This window comes from Bacteroides stercorirosoris, assembly GCF_900142015.1.
GTDB classification, from domain to species: Bacteria; Bacteroidota; Bacteroidia; order Bacteroidales; family Bacteroidaceae; genus Bacteroides; species Bacteroides stercorirosoris.
Genome location: NZ_FQZN01000056.1, coordinates 1 through 19,347, shown reverse-complemented (window position 1 = coordinate 19,347; position 19,347 = coordinate 1). Strand labels below are relative to the sequence as shown.

Genomic DNA, 19,347 nt, shown 5'->3' with positions numbered 1-19,347 from the left:
TATTTAACCAATTTATTACTATATTTGAAAACAGGATTCAAGTATAAAACCCGAATCCTGAAGTTTTCTATTTACACAAAATTGTGGACAGTGCCTATAATACATTGTATTACAAAGGCTGAAAGCCTTACATCATATAGCCCGGGGCACCGCCCCGGGTTTCTTCATACCCACACTTACGCCCTGAAAGGGCAAAATCAAACTACTATGTCACAACCCCTAAATAAAATCTACACACACATTATCTTCTCTACCAAAAACCGTGAAGATATACTTCCCCCAAGAGATTTAAATAACATACACCGATATATAGGAGGGATAATCAATCGAAACCTCTGCAAAAGTATTATTGTAGGTGGCACAGCCAATCATATACACATACTTTGTGAATTAGCAAGCACCGTATCTATTGCCATGCTGTTACAAGAAACTAAAAGAAGTTCTTCTAAGTGGATTAAAAATGAATATCCGGAGCTTCCGTATTTTTCTTGGCAAAACGGTTATGCAGCATTCTCAGTCAGTCAATCAAAAGTAGCTGCAGTAACACATTATATCTGTCATCAGCAGGAACATCATCAAAAGAAAAGTTTTAGAGAAGAGTTGATTGAATTTCTGGAAAGTTATCATGTAGAATATAATGAAGAGTATTTATGGACATAAGTTATCCTCGCTTCATCACCCGCTTATGCCCTTACAGGGCGTAAGATAGTAATATGACCCATTCCCCAGGGCGTTGCCCTGGGCTATAAGATAAAAGGCTTTCAGCCTTTCACAAGACATAAAGAGAATCTTGTCTCTTTAATTCTTCTTATCTTCTTATCTCCTTACCTCTTCCCTTCTCTCTACCTCCACCCTTCTCTTTACCCATTCCTTTCCCTTTACCCCTACCCTTCTCTTTTTTTACCCCTAACTTTCTTTGTTTTTACCAAATAACCCGTATCTTTGCAAACCGTAACAATCTGAAAGTAATTACGTAATTATACCAACAAAATTATAAGATAATGAACAAAATCATTAGCAAAGAACATTTTTCTGAAAAGGTTTTTAAACTGGAGATTGAGGCACCTTTGATTGCCCGTTCACGCAAGGCAGGACACTTCGTCATTGTACGTGTAGGCGAAAAAGGCGAGCGTATGCCGCTGACAATTGCTGCGGCAGACACTGTGCGCGGCACTATCACTTTGGTAGTACAGGAAGTAGGCCTCTCCTCCACCCGCCTTTGCGAACTGAATGAGGGGGACTACATCACAGATGTAGTGGGCCCGTTGGGACAAGCTACTCACATTGAAAACTTCGGAACGGTGGTTTGCGCAGGTGGCGGCGTCGGTGTAGCCCCCATGCTTCCTATCGTACAAGCTCTGAAAGCTGCCGGCAACCGCGTTATTGCCGTACTTGCCGGACGCAGCAAAGAACTGATCATCCTTGAAAAAGAAATGCGTGAAAGTGCTGACGAGGTTATCATTATGACCGACGATGGCTCTTATGGACGCAAAGGATTGGTCACAGAAGGAGTAGAAGAAGTTATCAAACGGGAAAAAGTGAACAAATGCTTTGCCATCGGTCCCGCCATCATGATGAAATTTGTTTGTTTGCTGACTAAAAAATATGAAATTCCGACAGACGTTTCACTGAACACCATTATGGTGGACGGTACCGGTATGTGCGGTGCCTGCCGCATCACTATCGGTGGAAAAACCAAGTTCGTCTGTGTAGATGGGCCAGAGTTTGACGGCCATCAGGTAGACTTTGACGAAATGCTGAAACGCATGGGTGCTTTCAAGAGCATCGAACGCGAAGAAATGCACAAACTTGAAGAAGACGAAGCATGCAAAGCCATGCCGGAAGCCACACAGGAAGTGGATGAGAAAAGCCGCAATGCCACATGGCGTCTGGAACTTCGCAAAGCTATGAAACCGAAAGAACGCACCGCCATTCCACGCGTTGAAATGAACGAGCTCGATGCAGAATACCGTTCACACAGCCGCAAGGAAGAAGTGAACCAGGGACTGACCGAAGAACAGGCATTGACAGAGGCCAAGCGCTGTCTGGACTGCGCCAATCCGGGCTGTATGGAAGGCTGCCCTGTAGGTATTGATATTCCCCGTTTTATCAAAAACATTGAACGTGGAGAAATTCTTGAAGCCGCCAAGACACTGAAAGAAACCAGTGCCCTGCCTGCTGTTTGCGGCCGCGTTTGTCCGCAAGAGAAACAGTGCGAATCTAAATGTATCCACTTGAAGATGAAGGAACAACCGGTAGCTATCGGCTATCTGGAGCGCTTCGCCGCCGACTATGAGCGCGAAAGCGGACAAATCTCCGTACCGGAAATCAAGGAAAAGAACGGTATCAAGATTGCTGTCATCGGTTCCGGACCTGCCGGACTTTCTTTTGCAGGGGATATGGCGAAATACGGTTATGATGTTACCGTTTTCGAAGCTCTGCATGAAATCGGTGGTGTATTGAAGTACGGTATCCCCGAATTCCGTCTGCCCAACAAGGTGGTAGATGTAGAGATTGACAATCTTGCCCAAATGGGGGTTAACTTCATTAAGGATTGCATCATCGGTAAGACCATCAGCGTGGAACAGTTGGAAGAAGAAGGTTTCAAAGGAGTATTCGTGGCATCCGGTGCCGGATTACCTAACTTTATGAATATTCCGGGCGAAAACTCCATCAACATCCTGTCATCCAATGAATACCTGACGCGTGTGAACTTGATGGATGCAGCAAGCGAAGACTCTGACACTCCTGTGCCTTTTGGTAAAAATGTAGCCGTTATCGGCGGCGGAAATACAGCTATGGATTCAGTGCGTACAGCACGCCGCTTGGGTGCTGAACGTGCTATGATTATTTATCGTCGCTCCGAAGAAGAAATGCCTGCACGTATCGAAGAGGTGAAGCATGCCAAAGAAGAAGGTGTTGAATTCCTCACACTGCATAATCCGATAGAATACATCGCCGATGAACAAGGAAAGGTGAAACAAGTCATTCTGCAAAAAATGGAACTTGGCGAACCGGACGCTTCCGGACGCCGTAGCCCTGTTCCCATTCCGGGAGCAACAGAAACGATTGATATCGACCTGGCTATCGTCAGCGTAGGTGTATCTCCCAACCCGATTGTACCTTCATCCATCCCAGGCCTGGAGATGGGACGCAAAGGCACAATTGCCGTGAACGAGAATATGCAATCGTCCATCCCGACCATTTATGCCGGTGGCGATATTGTTCGTGGCGGTGCTACCGTTATTCTCGCTATGGGCGACGGTCGAAAGGCCGCTGCCGCTATGAATGAACAGCTGAAAGGATAAAAACAGAAAACAATCTGTATGAATAAACATCTAAGAAAACAGGCAGTCCGGGCTATGAACTGTCTGTTTCTTATTCTTTCTTGCGGGAATTGCCTGGCACAAGAAACATTTCCCGAAATCAAAGTGTCCTACACCAACGAATTGCAAGAAGGAATACTGAAAAAAAAGATTGGATACTCAGTCCGGGAATGGTACCTTTCGGTAACGGCAACTACACAGATTCACTCGTCAACCATCTTGATACTATCCAGCAGGCCAGTTGGCTGACACCCCAAGGTGATTATCCTATTTTTCTGGCAATATGGGGTAATGACACATTGAGTTATGCCATGCTTCCCGATACACGTTTCTATCACAGATATGACGACAAACAGAAAAGGAAAGTCCGTGTTCTGGAAGTGGAAAGTTCAATTCCACCCTACACGCGCTTTATTGCCGATGTCGATGGGCTGACCGAAAGGGAAATTTCCGCACTGACCGACTCTATGAGACGGATGAAGAGTCCGCGAGACACCTTGATGAACTGTACGCAAACGTGCATTTTTTACGCATTGGATGCATTGTTCCGCACCCACGGCATTTGTCCGGACCCTGTCATTACCCGCAATACGAATTTCAGCAAGACAGAAGAGCTGAATGCCTTCTTCGAACACTTTCTCGAACATGTAGCCGATTATCCCTGCCATTATAAGAAAGTGAAAGACGTGGTTTTTCCCGACAACAGCATCATCGCTTTCGTCAATGGATACAATCTGATCACTCACGCTGTCTTTTATCACAATGGACTGTTTTACTCTAAAAACGGGATCATCTCTCCCTTTGTCTACTCAACGCTATATCCCATCCTGAAGGGATACGGAAGTAAAGACACTCCGGTCAAAGGGTTAAGCGAGACTGGAAAACTCATGCTGGGACAAACTCTGAAGGTATACACGCTGAACCGTGACCTGTACCGCCTTCGCCAATGAAAACAAGCAATGTTATACCCGGAAACAAGCAATGTTCCCACTCAAAACATTGCTTGATTTGAATGGGAAAAAGCAATATTATTCCCAACCAGAATCTCTCTTAAAAGGATCAGTCCATATACATCCTCAGTAACAGAGAAGCCCCGCCTGCATTCTAAAGTTGCAGACGGGGCTTCCTCTTTGTATTTTATGAAGAATTACTTCACCACTTTGTTCGTTGCCGGATCAGGGAAAATCACCGACGGTTTGAACGATTTGGCTTCTTCAAAGTCCATCAAGGCATACGACATAATAATGATGATATCGTCCGGCTGCACCTTGCGGGCTGCCGCACCGTTCAGACAAATCTTGCCCGAACCGCGTTCACCTTTAATAATGTAGGTTTCAAAACGCTCGCCATTATTGTTGTCGGCAATGTACACTTTTTCACCGGCAATCATATTGGCCGCATCCAGTAAATCCTCGTCAATCGTAATGCTCCCCATATAATTGAGGTTAGCTTCCGTGACGCGGGCGCAATGGATTTTCGACTTCAGCACTTCAATCATCATAAGGTCTGATTTCTCTTTTTAGGTTTATTACTCTTTATATTTAATGTTGTCAATCAGGCGAACCTCACCACAGAAGACCGTGATACAACCTACGGCATATGCCGTATCTTCCCAATTGGCTATTCTCTGCAACGTGTTGCCGTCCACCAGTTCGAAGTATTCCAAACGCAAACCGGGAGCGGCTGCAATGGCATCTTCCACAAACTTCTGAGTCTCAGCAACGGTATGAGAGGCTGCAAAGGTACGACTTTCAAATAATGTTTGCGAAATTTTTAAAGCATTTTTGCGTTCTTCTGCAGATAAACGCGCGTTACGGCTACTCAGAGCCAGTCCATCTTCTTCACGTATAATGGGGCATCCCACTATCTCCAACGAATACTTCATCTGACGAACCATCTCACGGATAATAGCCAGTTGCTGGAAATCTTTTTCTCCGAAATAAGCGCGGTCCGGCTTCACGGCATCAAACAGTTTGCTCACAATCTGGCAGACACCATTGAAATGGCCCGGACGGAAAGCTCCCTCCATCACTGTGTCCAACGGCGCATAACTAAACTGGCGCGTATCGGGTTCAGGATACATCTCCGCAACCGAAGGGGCAAACACAAACGCTGCACCACATGCTTCCAACAAAGCACAGTCGGCTTCCAATGTACGGGGATATTTCTCCAAATCGTTCTTGTCGTTAAACTGTGTCGGGTTTACAAAAACACTCACTACCGCAGCGTCATTCTCTGCAACACAACGCTTCACCAATGACGCATGACCGGCATGCAGGGCGCCCATCGTAGGCACTAATCCTACCTTTTTACCTTGGGCCCGTAAAGCCGACAATCCGGCCTGCAAGTCCTTGATAGTATGTACTATTTTCATCTTTAATAGGTTGTATAATAACTTAGTTGTTCGCAAAAACGGTGCAAAATAAACTATTATTTAGCATATAAAGAAGAAATATCGCAAATTAATGCAAAAGTTATGTCGGCACAGCAAGCCTCCACAGGACAGATAAACATTGAAACACAAGCAGTTAACAATTCATAAGGAATTATAGAGCCGACATATTTGCCCAAGTGCCCGATTTTTTTTATATCTTTGCAGAATAATTGAGAACATTGTTATTATGACAAAGGCGAACAAGGTTTTATTTATTACCCAAGAGATTACTCCTTACGTACCAGAATCCGAAATGTCCCTTGTAGGCAGACACCTACCTCAAGCAATCCAGGAAAAAGGCAGAGAAATCAGAACATTCATGCCTAAATGGGGGAATATCAACGAACGCAGGAACCAATTGCATGAAGTGATACGTCTTTCCGGTATGAATCTGATTATTGACGATACCGACCACCCCCTCATTATTAAAGTTGCTTCCATCCAATCTGCCCGCATGCAGGTTTATTTCATCGACAACGATGATTATTTCCAGAACCGCCTGCAAGCTGCCGATGAGAATGGTGTGGAATATGAAGATAATGACAGCCGCGCTATTTTCTACGCACGTGGTGTGCTGGAAACTGTGAAGAAGTTGCGCTGGTGCCCGGATATCATTCATTGCCAAGGCTGGATGGCGGCCCTAGCTCCTTTGTATATTAAGAAAGCATATAAGGACGAGCCTTCATTCCGTGATGCCAAAGTGGTATTCTCTGTCTTCGAAGATGACTTCAAAGAATCATTCAATGCTGACTTTGTGAACAGATTGATATTGAAAGGTGTTGCAAAGAAAGATGTAGCCAACCTGAAGACTCCGGTGGATTATGCCACATTGTGTAAACTGGCTATTGATTACTCGGACGGCGTTATCCAACAAAGTGAAAACGTCAACGAAGAGGTGCTGGAATATGCCCGTCAATCCGGAAAACCGATACTGGAATTTCAAACTCCCGAAACTTTTGCCAATGCTTGCAATGAGTTCTACGACAAAGTGTGGGAAACTGAACAAAAATAAATAAGATAACAAAGAAAACTATGAAAGTTAAGTATTTAGGAGCTCTGCTTTTGACGGCAACTCTTACTTTCTTTGGTTGCGATGATAATACCGGTACATTAGGAATAGGGATGTTACCCGGTTCTGATGGTATTTCCGCGCATACGACAACGTTCAATGTGGTGACAAGATCGGTATTTGCCGATTCGGTATTTGCCAAGACCAGTACAGGTTATGTAGGACGTTTCACGGATTCCAAGTTCGGTTCTTATGAAGCCAGCTTCCTGACGGAGTTAAACTGTAGAGATGGTTTCAAATTCCCGGAAGAATACGATTTTGAAAAGAAGACAGGAAGATTAACAAAGAACAGAATAACAGGAGTACGCTTGCGTGTCTACTATTCCTCTTGGTTTGGAGACTCCTTAAATGCTTGTCGCATGAGCGCATACGAACTATCTGAGAAACTGGATCGTAACCGCTACACCAATATTGACCCGGCAAAGTATTATAAGCCGACTGATTTATTAGGCCGGAGAGCTTACACCGCTTACGATACAAGTGTAACCGATGAAGAAAGATATGCAACGGACAGCAACGGTGATCTGACCTACTATCCCCATATAGATTTCACACTCGACAAGGAAAAGTATGGAGATGATTGGTATAACAGACCTGCCTCCGACTTCGCAAATTCCGAGACATTTATAGAGAATGTATTTAGAGGTATTTACCTCAAGAGTGATTATGGTGACGGAACCATACTTTATATAGACCGTGTAGACCTTCAGATGCAATACGAATTCTATGTATTGAATGACACTACAAATATTCCTTATAAACGTAAACAAGAAGGGCATGTCGGCGAAGATTCCATTGCTCAAACATGGATGACAGAATTTGCTTCTACCAAGGAGGTTATTCAGGCTAACCGATTTGAGAATTCAAAGAAAGTTGAAGATATCGTCAAAAACGAAAATGAGTGGACTTATATCAAATCCCCTGCCGGAATCTTCACAGAAGCGGTTTTGCCCTACGATGATATTTACAAGGAACTGGCTGGTGATACGCTCAATGCCGTGAAACTGACTTTCACCAATTACAATGAAAAAAGTGATAATGAATTCAGCATGAGTGCTCCCCGGTATGTATTACTATTACGTAAAATGGAATTCAAGAGCTTCTTTGAAGAGAATAAGCTGCCGGACAATCTTACGTCATTTACCGTTGAGCATAATAGCGTAGCAACCAATCAGTACACATTCAGCAACATAGCCCGTTTGGTAACTACTTGCATTAAAGAAAAGGATGCTGCCAAGAAAAAGGCGAAAGAAGAAGCTGATGCTGATCCTACAGTTACATGGAACGAAGAAGAATGGGAAAAAGACTGGCGCACGGTATACCTGATCCCTGTTTCAATCACTTACGATCAGAGCAGCACTGGTCAGAAAACCATGACAGGTATCCAGAATGATCTGCAACCGGGATATGCAAAATTGAAAGGTGGTCCGGCTGAAGAGGGTGGAAAGGTGAAGAATCCGCTACAATTGGAAGTGACTTATACCACATTCAATAAATAAGCTCTTTCTCAATAAAAAGTAAAGGTAACAAAAAAGCCTTCCGCTCAACTGAACGGAAGGCTTTTTTATTGTGATATTACTTTCCAGGAGAAGACTTGGCAGCTTCCTTCTTGGTCGTTTTCTTTGCAGCAGGTTTCTTTGCAGCAGGAGCTTTAGCTTTTGCAGCCGCTTCTTTGACCTTTGCCGGCTTCTCAGATTTCTCTTTTTCCAGCTTTGCCTGCAACTTTTCCACTTCATTGTGCAATTCATCAATCTCATCACCCTGATTCTTGATAGTCGTCAACAAAGCATTCAATTCTTCATTGTCTATATCCATCGGATAAAGAGACTCTACACGTTTGATAAAGTCGCCCAAAACATTCATGTAATTGGTGAACGCATCATAAGGAGACTCATATATGCCCCGGTTCAAGCCTACACCACTGTTCTTCGTCGTCATGAAACGGAAGTTGTTGCTTGCCTGCAAATAATCCCAGTCTTGCTTGATACGACGGTCATCGGAGAGATGAATACGTTCAGCAATGCTATACAGTTTATTGAAGGCTTCGCGCTGCATACTGTTACCCAACCAGCAACTGGTATCTCTCTCCTCGTCTACCCAGGACATCGGATAAGGAACATCCAGCTGAGACACAGACTTCAATTTGGTGATAACCTCAGTCGGCGTAGAGAATGCGATGCCTTTTTCTTTGGCACAAGCAGGTAGAGCTTTCAGGAATTCCAGGATATTAGAAGAAAGCGGTTGAGCCATACCCAGCGCACTTAATTCCATGAAAATATTGATGACCTGTTCTTCCTGCGGCAGAGCATCGATCCAGCCAATATACTTATCGGCAAACAACGGATATTCATTCCATTCCGAATTAGAGAAACGTAAACTGATATCATCCGACAGTTTAAAATCACGTAACAACAGTTTCAGATTCGGGTTATGACTGCAATGGTATACATAATGCGGGCTCTTCCACCCCAGCACGTGCTTAGCACCTTCAGTCAGCATACCTTTAAAGCCCATACTTGCAACCAATCCACCAATTTCATCGGAATAAATCAAGCTGGAATTACGGAACACTTTCGGCGCCTTACCGAACATTTGCTTCATCTTGGCACTCTGGCGTTTCACTTCTTCCTTGAAGTAATCTTCATTTGCCAAAGAAGAAAGACCATGCGAATAAGGTTCAGCCAGGAACTCACAGCAACCGGTATCATTCAACTGGTGCAACAAATCAATGACAGCCGGCGCATGAATCTCCAATTGTTCCAAAGCCACACCGGAAACGGATAAAGCCACTTTGAACGCGCCACCGGAGTTCTTAGCCATTTCAATGAGCGCACTCAACGCAGGAATATAGGAACGCTCAGCCACTTCGTTAATGCTGAACTCGTTGGCATAATCATCATAGTAATAATGATTAGTACCTATATCAAAGAAACGGTAACGTTTCAGGTGAATGATTTGATGAATCTCAAAATAAAGACAGATGGTTCTCATATCTATATTGTTTAATTGTTATCTATTATATTGTTTAATAACCTCTTCGTAGATGCGGCGCACCTTCAGGCCGACATCTTCCCACTTAATGCCGTCCACTTCTTTCTTTCCCTCATCGCGCAGATATTCGTAGAGCGCAGGGTAAGTACATATGGCATAGATAGCATCTGCCATAGCGTGGATGTCCCAATAGTCGGTTTTGATGCACTTATCCAAAATTTCGGCACAACCGGACTGCTTGGAAATGATAGTAGGCACACTGCACTGCATGGCTTCCAACGGAGATATACCGAAAGGTTCCGAAACGGACGGCATGATGTACACATCACTTGCTTTCAGCATCTCGTACACCTGGTTACCCTTCATAAAGCCGGGGAAGTGGAAACGGTCGGCAATGCCACGTTCAGCCACCAGGCGGATCATCTGATTCATCATATCACCACTACCGGCCATCACAAAGCGAATATTACGTGTACGGTGCAATACCATGGCGGCAGCCTCCACAAAATATTCGGGTCCTTTCTGCATTGTGATACGTCCCAGGAAAGTCACGACTTTTTCATTCGGCTTCTTCTGCGGCACGATGTCCTGTATCTCTTGCGGAAGCGGAGAAACAGCGTTATGCACGGTAGATACTTTACGAGGATCCTGGAAATACTTATTAATAACCGTCTGGCGAGTCAGCTCACTCACACACATGATATGGTCGGCATGATCCATACCATTTTTCTCAATGGCATAAACAGTAGGATTCACATTGCCACGGCTACGGTCGAAGTCAGTGGCATGTACATGGATTACCAACGGTTTGCCCGACACCTGCTTTGCATGGATACCCGCAGGGTACGTCAGCCAATCGTGTGAATGAATGATTTCAAATTCCTGCTGACGGGCTATGACACCCGCTACGATGGAATAGTTGTTTATCTCTTCGTGCAGATTGTCCGGATAACGTCCGGAAAACTCAATACATCCGAGATCATTGGTATTCAGATAATTGAAATCAGCATAAATATGATCACGCAAATCATAATAAAGCTGCGGGTCCATATAAGACCCTACGCGTCCCTTAACATAATCCCAATTTACATCACGCCACACTACCGGAGTGCTATTCATACCTATGATACGCAAAAAACTCTGGTCCTCATCGCCCCACGGCTTCGGAATACAGAAAGTAATCTCCATGTCCTGTTGTTGGGACATTCCTTTCGTCAGACCGTAGCTGGCAGTTCCCAAGCCACCTAGGATATGCGGGGGGAACTCCCATCCAAACATTAAAACTTTCATTTTCGTTCCTCCTCTTATAAATTATACTTAGACAACAACTTCAAGATGCGCAGTATCTCCGCCACATTCATGGCAAAGGAGACTGCACCACGACCTTTGAACGGCGGATTACCATCAAAGAGTTCGGGCAGCGAACCAATACAATGACTCGTCATCTCATCTTCAAAGCCTATCAGGTAGCGTTCTACGAATGACACACCACTCATCTTATAGATGCGCAGGTATGCCTCCATGTAGAAGCCCATGAGCCACGGCCAGGCCGTACCCTGGTGATAAGCATAATCTCGCTGAGTCTGAGGACCGACATAATTCGGATTATATCCTCCGCTCTTCGGACTGAGAGTACGCAACCCTTTCGGTGTAAGCAACTCTTTCGTCACGATATCAAGCACCTGTTTCTTCTGTGCCCGATCCAACGGGGAATAATCGAAAGCAACGGTAAATATCATATTGGGGCGGACGCTCCAGTCCATCATATATCCATCCACATAGTCGAACAGATAACCGCACTCATTACGGAAAACCTCTACAAAGGACTTTCCGGTCACTTCGGCCTGTGCGTCCAGTTCGTCTGCCAGATGGACATTGCCACCCTCACGAACCAAATCAGCAATAAAACGAAGTGCGTTATACCATAAAGAGTTTACTTCTACAATATATCCCGTACGCGGAGTGACGGGGCGTCCGTTAGCTGTAGAGTTCATCCAGGTTACGGCTTTCTCCGTTCCATTGGCATAAAGCAAGCCATTTTCATGCAGGAAGAGATTGTCATGCTTGCGGCTACGGATGTAGTCCATGATATCTTCCAGCAATTTGCCATACTTCTGGCGGCACTGTTCACGCGAAGTTTCCTTGGCGTATTGTTGCAAAGCCCAGATTGCCCATAACAGGACGTCCGGGTCATCCATTTCATATATCTTATAGGTGGCAGGCTCTCCGCTGATAAACTCACGGATGGCCTTTTCGGCCGTCAGCATGACGTCTTCAAACTCGTCTTGCTCATCTACAGCCAGTGTCAGACCGGGCAAGGAGACAAATAAGTCACGGGCACGACACTTGAACCAGGGATATCCAGCCAATACATAGTGATTGTCGCCCTGCTTGTTATGGAACTGATGCGCTGAGTTCACCAAACAGTGATAGAAACTGTCGCGCGGCGTGCGGTCTTCCACTTCGGCTTCAAAAGTCTGTTTCAACTTGCGCGGCGACACTTCGGAGATACCGGCGGAGAAGACAATGCTCTCCCCTTTCTTTATATCCACCTCGAAATAGCCTGGAACATACAGGTCTTCATTGAAGTCGTATCCACGCTCTTGTTCTTTGGGATACTCGATACCACGATACCAATCCGGCTGATAGTGGAACTCATTCTTCTTGTTCAGTTGCATGAAGAGTTCGGGATAGCCGGGATACATACAGGTCTTTATACCATTCTCCACCAATTGGTAGTCGCGGTTAGCCTGCTGATTTTCGTGCGTATATTCGCGTACGCTGCGGAACGCCAGGAAAGGGCGGAAACGCAACGTGGTAGCCGAGTGGGCATCCACCAAGGTGTAACGAATCAGAATCCTATTTTCGTGATGTACAAAAATCTTTTCTTTACGGAGGATAACACCTCCTACACGGTAAGTCGTCGCCGGGATATGTTCGCAATCGAATTCACGGATATACTTATGTCCATTGGGACTGAAGTGATCTCCCTGATACTTATGCAAGCCCAGATTAAACTCCGCACCGTGCTGAATTACCGTTTCATCCAAAGAAGATAGCAGCACATGGTTCTCATCGTCGAGATTGGGGACAGGGATCACCAACAGTCCGTGATATTTGCGTGTGTTACAATCTACAATCGTTGTACAATGATAGGCACCTGACTTATTTGTCCGGAGTATCTCCCTTGGTAAAGATTCTTCCAGATTGATCATCAGAGTCTTGTCAAATCGTAAATAACTCATAGTTGTGCATTATTTAAAGGTTAATTGTTCAGGTATCATACTCCATACCTGCGGCAGAATGCCTCTAAGTATGGTAGTGATGCCCAAAAATACAAATTAAAGACAATACGCAAAATAAAAAGTTCATTTATTTTCATTTTTACTTAAATTATTTGTAGCATTGCACAATAATTAAAGAAGCCCGTACTAAAATATGAAGCATGATATACGCCGGATAGCCCTGGCCGCGGTTATACCGTTATTCCTCCTTTTTATTCTTTACTTACTGAAGTTCCTCGAAGTGGGCATGGATTGGGATTTCAGGAGGTTGGGCGTGTATCCTATGGAGCAGAGAGGAGTATTCGGTATTTTTGCCCATCCGCTGGTGCATGGCAGCTGGAGGCATTTATTGGCAAACACATTGCCGCTGTTCTTCCTGTCGTGGTGTCTGTTCTACTTCTACCGGCACATAGCTTCCTACATCTTCTTTGCTATCTGGATAGGCTGCGGAGCTTTCACCTTTCTTATAGGTAAACCCGGATGGCACATCGGGGCCAGCGGAATCATTTACGGACTCGCCTTCTTCCTGTTTTTCAGTGGCATCTTGCGAAAGCACGTACCGCTGATTGCTATATCCTTATTAGTAACTTTTCTCTATGGAGGACTCGTCTGGAATATGTTCCCGTTCTTCGCCAAAGAAACCACCTCTTGGGAAGGACACCTTAGCGGCGCCATAGCCGGCACAATCTGCTCACTGGCATTCATGGGATATGGGCCTCAACGACCGGACCCGTTTGCAGACGAAGAAGAAACGCCTGATGAAGAGCCCGGTGATGAGGACAGCATAGAGGACAGTATAGAGGATGGCGTAGAACCAGGTATAGAGCCCGGCGCAGAGAACGAAATAAGCGTAGGAAAAACGGACCAGCCGTCATAGCCTGCAAAACATAGAAACGAAAAACGGTACACTCATATCAATGAGCAAGCCATGAAATATGGCTACGGGAACCATGTCTTTCCCCGAATAGCGGGTTATCACAGGCAATATCACATCCATCGAATTGACGCCTGCCGCCGAGATAGGCGCCAACCGCCCGAAATACCGCGCAAGCAATGGCGCACCCAGCAAAGCCATCATCTCCCTGAAGATATTCGCCAGCAAAGCGATAGTGCCCAGTTCCGTAGCCAGCTGAAGGCCGATTGAAGCTTCCTTGAACTGCGTGATCAGCACAGATGACAGGGAATAATAAGCAAAGCCGCTTCCCACCGCCATACAGTCGAAGATACTCCAGCGGCTGAGCAGCAGACTGGCAAGTGCGGAAAAAGCCAGCGTCCCGCTGATAGTAGCCAGCGGTATCAACAGAAACTTCAGGCGAAGCTGGGAAATCATACTCTTCAGTTCCTTGTTCGAACCGATACTGATACCAATCTGGAACATCAACGCATACAATATATACATAGACATATTACCCGTCTTCAGCTCTACCGGGAAATATCCCAAGACTCCCAAAAGGCATCCGCCCACAAAAACTCCCAATACAATCAAACTATCTTTCATACCTTTTTCTTTTTAGAAGTGAAAAACAACTTTAATACAATCCATGAAGCCAAGATACTGCCCACCGTAGCGGACAGTGCCAGCAGCACCGCTTGCCAGCCAAAGGAAAAGAGATTATCTACAATCAGCTTGTTGGAACCTATGGTGACACCCAGCACAAACAGCAGCAGGAACACCGTATAAGATATAGACACCTCCACTTTGCGCAAAAACGAAATGCGGCGCAAGCCGTAACCGATAATTATGCCCAGAAACATCAGGCCAAGTATTTTAAACATATCTATTTCAGTTTAGTCAGTACGCAGTTTACTTGCTTGCCGCACAGCGAAGTTTTTACGCTTTACTCCGATTGGCAAGAATGCAACAAAAACCGCAATTACAAAAAGTTAGTAATTGAAAAACAGTATACCGGACAGCATATCCGGCTGAAAAGAAAAAGATTTATAGAGGTATTTAGATGAAACCACTGAACCAATGTACATGCACGACGCTACAGCAGCAGTTATTTTCATTCTGCAGCGCACGTTTCAGAGGATTATATGTACATAAATGTTTCATCATTGTTCCGAATTTGGGTGCAAAGGTATAGCTTTATTGTATATTTTCCAAATATATATTCAAAAAGTAATGAAAGCCGGAACACCGATTGTATTGGCACTAGCCAACGGACGTCCGGGTTTGAGCTATACCACTTTCAGCTACGGTGACATCAAGCTCTCTCAAAAGCCGACATCAAGCGCAATGAAAAATTCACAGTAGAAGTACTTGTCACCAACACAGGCAAGCGTGACGGTGCAGAAGTTGTACACTGGTATATCTCCGATCCGTTCTGCCTCATCACACGCCCTGCCAAAGAGTTGAAACACTTCTGTTTGAAGATTAACTTCAAACTATTCATGATTTAATTGCTTTCACCTAATAAATTAAGTACCTTTACCGCATAAAAGAAATGGGCTGTTTGTAAGCAACCGATGAGTTGGTTACAAACAGCCCATTGGCTGATTACAAACACCCGATAGGCTTGCTGCAACCAACCCACTTCTTTTATTAATAAAGGGGAATTAATCATCGCACTGCATGGAGTTAATTTATGCACCGCCTGAAGTTAGTTCTTTAATTAAGAATATCTAAAGAAACGATTCATGGCATTCTACGACTTGAAGAAGAAACCTGCCCTTACCACAAAGGACGGTGAAAAGGAAACGCTCTACCCGAGTATAGTATATAATGGCACGCTCTCCGCACGCAAACTGCTGGAAAGGGCTGCCTACGGAACCGGATACACCGTAGGCGAACTGGAAGGTGCCCTGGGCATCATTATGGACACAGCCGCACGCTACATCGGTGAAGGTTACCGTGTGGAACTCGGCGAATTCGGCTACTTTGCCGGGAAAATCAAGGCGTCACGCATGGTAGCCCGGAAAACTGATATCCGCTCCACTTCCATCCGTTTCAACGGAGTCAATTTCCGGCCTTCCAAACAGTTCAGAATGAAGTCGGCCGGCGACTTGGAGCGTGTGCCTGAACGTACTTTCCGCAATTCCAGCCAACTGAATATGGAAGAGTTGGAAAGACGGCTGATGAAGCACCTGGAACAAAATAGCTTTATCACACGGTCGGTTTATACGGATTTAACCGGACGGCTGAAGTGGAAGGCGACGGAAGACTTAAAGAGTTTTGAGGAGAAAGGGATAATACGGAGGATGGGAAGAGGAAATCAGATGTATTATGTAAAGGCAAAAGAGAAGGAGGAGGGAAATACAGAGAAAGAATGTCTATAGGAGTACAGTGATAGAAAGCATAACGTGACATCAGTTCACAATAATCAGTTATATACCAATCATATACATGTCTATATAGAGTTCTTTTACGGCACATTTATTATCGTGAAATTTGCAGCACGATCATAAATGAGCTATAATTTAACCTGTATGAAAAGCTACAATGATATGACTGTAATTTCTGAGAAAATAGATAGCGACAATAAAATTCATTCAATCCAGCAAACCGGAGAAGTGTATACTTCTGAAAAAAAACAAAGATGAAAAACAAAACACTCACAATCAGTATACCCAAAACGTGGTTAAAAATAACACTTTGGGGATTACTATCGCTAACCATATTAGGAGTTACCTTTTCTATAAAAGATACAATGAGAACTCCTTATTTCATTATCATAATTATTTCAATTATAGTCTTATTATCATTTACCTTAATTCACTCCTGCATACTGCAATATCAATATATGCAATTTGACAAACAGACAAAAATTAGCATTGATTGCCATTCAAACCAAATCACATATATAAGAGATAATGTTTATTTAGAATTTAGCACAAGTGATATTACTGATTTTCAGAAAGTACGGAATGAGAATTCCAGAAGAATTCAAGAGTTTTACTACCAAATTTATATAAAAGATAAAAAAACGCCACTAATCATTACTTGTGTACTGTCCAGCAATTTAGAAAAGTATATAAAAAAGAAGTGCCATGTCAAAATTGCAGACTCTGTATCTCTTGATAAAAACGAATATGACGTCATTCTTAATATGATTTCAGAATCCTAACCCTACCCTATAAATCTTACATTCCCAGTTCATGAAAACATATAAGACTCATCTCATAAGAATATTATTTTCTCCAACCACTTGGATATTTATCATTTGGTTACATTTACCTATTTTGTGGGGATGGATTTGGACTGATAACATTTATTGGTTAATGTTTCATATTCCAACAGGTATAGGAGGAGCCATCACATACTTTGAAAAGACATATCGATTTTATCTTTATGACAAAAACACACAACTGCGAGTAGACTGGAGAAATAAACAAATGGAATATAGCAAAGACGACAAGTCTGCTTTATTTACATTTAATGATATAAAGCAAATAGTAAGTATGAAAAGAATTCTTCCTCCCTTCTTCTACTGTATCATGTTGAAAAATGGAGATAGATTTTACATATCTACCCTAATACTTCCGGGACTTAAGAAGGAGCTTAGAAAATATGAAAAACATATTGACAAAACATTATTTTTTAATCATGATCGTAAACCACCTATATTGATTAGCAAAAATAAATTCATATGATTTTACTAAAAATAAAGATTTGGAAATTAGCGTTATGCCACATTATGCCATGGATTATTTTAATGGCAACAACTCTTATTGCATGGGTATTTGGTATACTATACCCTAGCTATTACATATACATAGTTGCTGTTTTTGTAGCTTACTATTTAGGATTTAAGCCATTAAACTATGTTCTCGATATGTGGAATTACGATAGATGGAGTACTCTCCTTATAGATAATTCCGAAGAAGAAATCATTTATAAGCCATACAAAGACCTCAGTATTGAATACAGATTCCATTATGAAGATATTGTTACTTTTCAGAAATACAAGAACGGATATAGTTTCTATCAACAATTATATTTTTACCGAATTGTTTTAAAGAATGGAGAAGAATACTATTTATCGAGCTTATTAGTTGGTAAATTAGAAAAAAATATAGATAGTGTACCCTGTATATATATGAAAAACTCATCCTTTGTTTATATATTAGGATATATCTAAAAAAAACAAAAGTATGAGTAAAGATTGCATTACATTCAAACCTAAAAGATGGATTTTTCAAATCCAACTTTATTGTAAAATATTATTCTTATTAGGAATTATGCTTACCTTATGCTGGTTTATTACCTATCGAATACAAGAACGTACCATTATTAATTATGGCCTCTTTGCTTTACTTTGTTGCGTTATTTATTATTGGAGAATCACAAATCTAAGAATTTTATTGCAATACTACAATTTGCACAAAAACTGTCAATTAATAATAGACAAAGAGAAGAATAAAATAATATATATAACCCCCGAACAAACAATAGAATTCTCGGAAGACAACATCGTCAACTTAACGGTAACATACTGTAAGACACGGATAACTGACAAATATTATTATGAAATATATCTAAAAGGAGAAGAATATCCAATCATATTTACAAGTATGCTATGTAAAAAATTAGAAAAGCAACTAAACTTGATTTATCACATAAAAACTAAAAGCAACATGCTTATTCACAAAAAAATTAAGAAAGGATATGGATATACTCAAATTCCTAAGGAAAAGATCGATAATAACCAATTAAATATTAAAAGGGTCAATGCCTCCGATATTGTTTTCAATGCAGATAAAAAGTATTATAGAAAAATGATATTTAGAAATATAGCAGCCATACTCACAACCAATATAATAATAGCTTGCACCGCACACAAGTACACTGATTATAGAATGGTAATTGCTTCCTATATATTATTGAACTCAATATTCATTATAAGTCTTGTAACAATCATCAAAGAATACAGTATAAACAAAAGAGATTCACTCATTATACATAAAGATTCTAACAAATTTACATATTGCACAGAAAACCGAAAAATAGAATTTACCCAGGAAGACATCATATCCTTTAAATATTTCCGTAACCACATCAAGTATGACTATTATGAAATTCACATAAAGCAGTGTGAATCTCCCATAGTAATTACATCTCTTTTCTGCAAAGATCTAAATAAATATATATCAAAGAAATACGAGTTAATCAGAAAAAAGAATTTTATTAACGTACCAAGGAACAAGAGGCACTGTCCACAATTTTGTGTAAATAGAAAACTTCAGGATTCGGGTTTTATACTTGAATCCTGTTTTCAAATATAGTAATAAATTGGTTAAATA

Annotated in this window: 17 protein-coding genes and 1 pseudogene; 11 read left to right on the top strand and 7 right to left on the bottom strand. The window is 42.5% G+C overall.

From position 1 onward, the window contains the following. The 3 genes from BUC01_RS23690 to BUC01_RS23680 all read left to right on the top strand — a co-directional run. A partial coding sequence (locus tag BUC01_RS23690) for a transposase (RefSeq protein ID WP_244895785.1) occupies window positions 1–660 on the top strand: 660 nt, incomplete at its 5' end. A gap of 341 nt (window positions 661–1,001) precedes the next feature. Next, a complete protein-coding gene (locus BUC01_RS23685) occupies window positions 1,002–3,308 on the top strand; it encodes a bifunctional dihydroorotate dehydrogenase B NAD binding subunit/NADPH-dependent glutamate synthase (RefSeq protein ID WP_073315097.1) in 2,307 nt (768 codons plus the stop codon). A 188-nt stretch (window positions 3,309–3,496) separates the two neighbouring features. Next, entirely contained in the window at window positions 3,497–4,276 is a 780-nt protein-coding gene (locus tag BUC01_RS23680; protein WP_073315094.1) for a hypothetical protein, read from the top strand. A gap of 197 nt (window positions 4,277–4,473) precedes the next feature. On the opposite strand, the gene panD is transcribed toward BUC01_RS23680, so the two are convergent. Next, window positions 4,474–4,827: an aspartate 1-decarboxylase gene (gene panD, locus BUC01_RS23675; RefSeq protein ID WP_007212709.1), complete on the bottom strand. Its 354-nt coding sequence runs from the start codon at window positions 4,825–4,827 to the stop codon at window positions 4,474–4,476. Between the two features lie 27 nt (window positions 4,828–4,854). Next, on the bottom strand, window positions 4,855–5,700 hold the full coding sequence (gene panC / locus BUC01_RS23670) for a pantoate--beta-alanine ligase (protein ID WP_073315092.1): 846 nt from the start codon (window positions 5,698–5,700) through the stop codon (window positions 4,855–4,857). A gap of 247 nt (window positions 5,701–5,947) precedes the next feature. On the opposite strand from panC, the gene BUC01_RS23665 reads away from it, so the two are divergent. After that, window positions 5,948–6,772, top strand: a complete 825-nt coding sequence (locus BUC01_RS23665) for a glycogen/starch synthase (protein WP_025835569.1) — start codon at window positions 5,948–5,950, stop codon at window positions 6,770–6,772. Window positions 6,773–6,792: 20 nt separating this feature from the next. Beyond that, on the top strand, window positions 6,793–8,328 hold the full coding sequence (locus BUC01_RS23660) for a BamH family beta-barrel-assembly machinery protein (protein ID WP_025835567.1): 1,536 nt from the start codon (window positions 6,793–6,795) through the stop codon (window positions 8,326–8,328). A 76-nt stretch (window positions 8,329–8,404) separates the two neighbouring features. Here BUC01_RS23660 and BUC01_RS23655 read toward each other — a convergent pair whose 3' ends face one another. From BUC01_RS23655 to BUC01_RS23645, 3 genes are read right to left on the bottom strand one after another with little or no spacing between them, the layout of a single operon-like run. Next, window positions 8,405–9,820 (bottom strand): glycoside hydrolase family 57 protein, encoded by a 1,416-nt coding sequence (locus tag BUC01_RS23655; protein ID WP_073315090.1) that lies wholly within the window; start codon window positions 9,818–9,820, stop codon window positions 8,405–8,407. A gap of 18 nt (window positions 9,821–9,838) precedes the next feature. Next, a complete protein-coding gene (locus BUC01_RS23650) occupies window positions 9,839–11,110 on the bottom strand; it encodes a glycosyltransferase family 4 protein (RefSeq protein ID WP_025835565.1) in 1,272 nt (423 codons plus the stop codon). A 14-nt stretch (window positions 11,111–11,124) separates the two neighbouring features. Beyond that, complete coding sequence (locus BUC01_RS23645) at window positions 11,125–13,065, bottom strand: glycogen debranching enzyme N-terminal domain-containing protein (protein ID WP_025835563.1); 1,941 nt, start codon at window positions 13,063–13,065, stop codon at window positions 11,125–11,127. 193 nt (window positions 13,066–13,258) lie between these two features. Here BUC01_RS23645 and BUC01_RS23640 point away from each other — a divergent pair, with 193 nt between their 5' ends. Beyond that, entirely contained in the window at window positions 13,259–13,981 is a 723-nt protein-coding gene (locus tag BUC01_RS23640; RefSeq protein ID WP_073315088.1) for a rhomboid family intramembrane serine protease, read from the top strand. On the opposite strand, the gene BUC01_RS23635 is transcribed toward BUC01_RS23640, so the two are convergent. After that, entirely contained in the window at window positions 13,976–14,602 is a 627-nt protein-coding gene (locus BUC01_RS23635; RefSeq protein WP_025835556.1) for a LysO family transporter, read from the bottom strand. The two genes, BUC01_RS23640 and BUC01_RS23635, sit on opposite strands and share 6 nt — an antisense overlap. Continuing rightward, entirely contained in the window at window positions 14,599–14,880 is a 282-nt protein-coding gene (locus tag BUC01_RS23630; protein ID WP_025835554.1) for a LysO family transporter, read from the bottom strand. The genes BUC01_RS23635 and BUC01_RS23630 overlap by 4 nt, the downstream gene beginning before the upstream one ends. 397 nt (window positions 14,881–15,277) lie before the next feature. On the opposite strand from BUC01_RS23630, the pseudogene BUC01_RS26000 reads away from it, so the two are divergent. The 5 genes and pseudogenes from BUC01_RS26000 to BUC01_RS23610 form a co-directional block, all read left to right on the top strand. After that, a pseudogene (locus BUC01_RS26000) lies at window positions 15,278–15,471 on the top strand (hypothetical protein); the annotation flags it as partial. A gap of 273 nt (window positions 15,472–15,744) precedes the next feature. Next, window positions 15,745–16,383: an HU family DNA-binding protein gene (locus tag BUC01_RS23625; protein ID WP_025835551.1), complete on the top strand. Its 639-nt coding sequence runs from the start codon at window positions 15,745–15,747 to the stop codon at window positions 16,381–16,383. A gap of 260 nt (window positions 16,384–16,643) precedes the next feature. Next, window positions 16,644–17,171, top strand: coding sequence for a PH domain-containing protein (locus BUC01_RS23620; protein WP_025835550.1), 528 nt, complete (start codon window positions 16,644–16,646; stop codon window positions 17,169–17,171). A gap of 31 nt (window positions 17,172–17,202) precedes the next feature. After that, on the top strand, window positions 17,203–17,697 hold the full coding sequence (locus BUC01_RS23615; RefSeq protein ID WP_025835548.1) for a PH domain-containing protein: 495 nt from the start codon (window positions 17,203–17,205) through the stop codon (window positions 17,695–17,697). After that, window positions 17,694–18,185, top strand: a complete 492-nt coding sequence (locus tag BUC01_RS23610) for a PH domain-containing protein (RefSeq protein WP_073315085.1) — start codon at window positions 17,694–17,696, stop codon at window positions 18,183–18,185. Before BUC01_RS23615 ends, BUC01_RS23610 begins: the two co-directional genes overlap by 4 nt. Window positions 18,186–19,347 lie beyond the last annotated feature (1,162 nt).